Annotated in this window: 1 protein-coding gene and 1 pseudogene; both read right to left on the reverse strand. The window is 67.8% G+C overall.

What is annotated here, in order from left to right:
* A partial coding sequence (locus FGD71_RS48345; RefSeq protein WP_342354699.1) for a hypothetical protein occupies positions 1-266 on the reverse strand: 266 nt, incomplete at its 3' end.
* A gap of 18 nt (positions 267-284) precedes the next feature.
* Positions 285-539 (reverse strand): annotated as a pseudogene (locus FGD71_RS48350) (acyltransferase domain-containing protein); the annotation flags it as partial.
* Positions 540-560 lie beyond the last annotated feature (21 nt).

Consider the following 560-nt stretch of genomic DNA (forward strand, 5'->3'; position numbering starts at 1 on the left):
CGGCCGAGGGCGGTGACGAGGGCTTCCGGTTCGGGTCGGTCCTTGCGCAGGGCCGCGATCAACTGCGCGTCCCCGGTCAGGGACTCCTGCGCCATGCCCGACAGCACACCGTCCGGGCCCAGCTCCAGGAACACACTGACGCCCTGGTCCTCCAGCCAGCGCACACCCTCACCGAAACGCACCGCCGCACGGACATGACGCACCCAGTACTCCGCCGAGGCCACATCCGACGAGACCTGACCGGTCACATTCGACACCACCGGAATCGACGGCCGCTCGTAGGNGGCCACATCCGACGAGACCTGACCGGTCACATTCGACACCACCGGAATCGACGGCCGCTCGTAGGTGAGCGCCTCGGCGACCTGCCGGAAGTCGTCGAGCATCGCGTCCATGTGCGGCGAATGGAACGCGTGACTGACCCGCAACTCTTTGGTCTTGCAACCCAGTTCAGCGAACCGCGCGCCCAGCTCGGCGACCACGTCCGCGTCACCAGCGATCACCACCGACGACGGACCGTTGACAGCGGCAAGCGACACCTGGCTCTCGCGGCCCTCCAG

Origin of the sequence: Streptomyces sporangiiformans, assembly GCF_005768555.2 — a bacterium.
GTDB classification, from domain to species: Bacteria; Actinomycetota; Actinomycetes; order Streptomycetales; family Streptomycetaceae; genus Streptomyces; species Streptomyces sporangiiformans.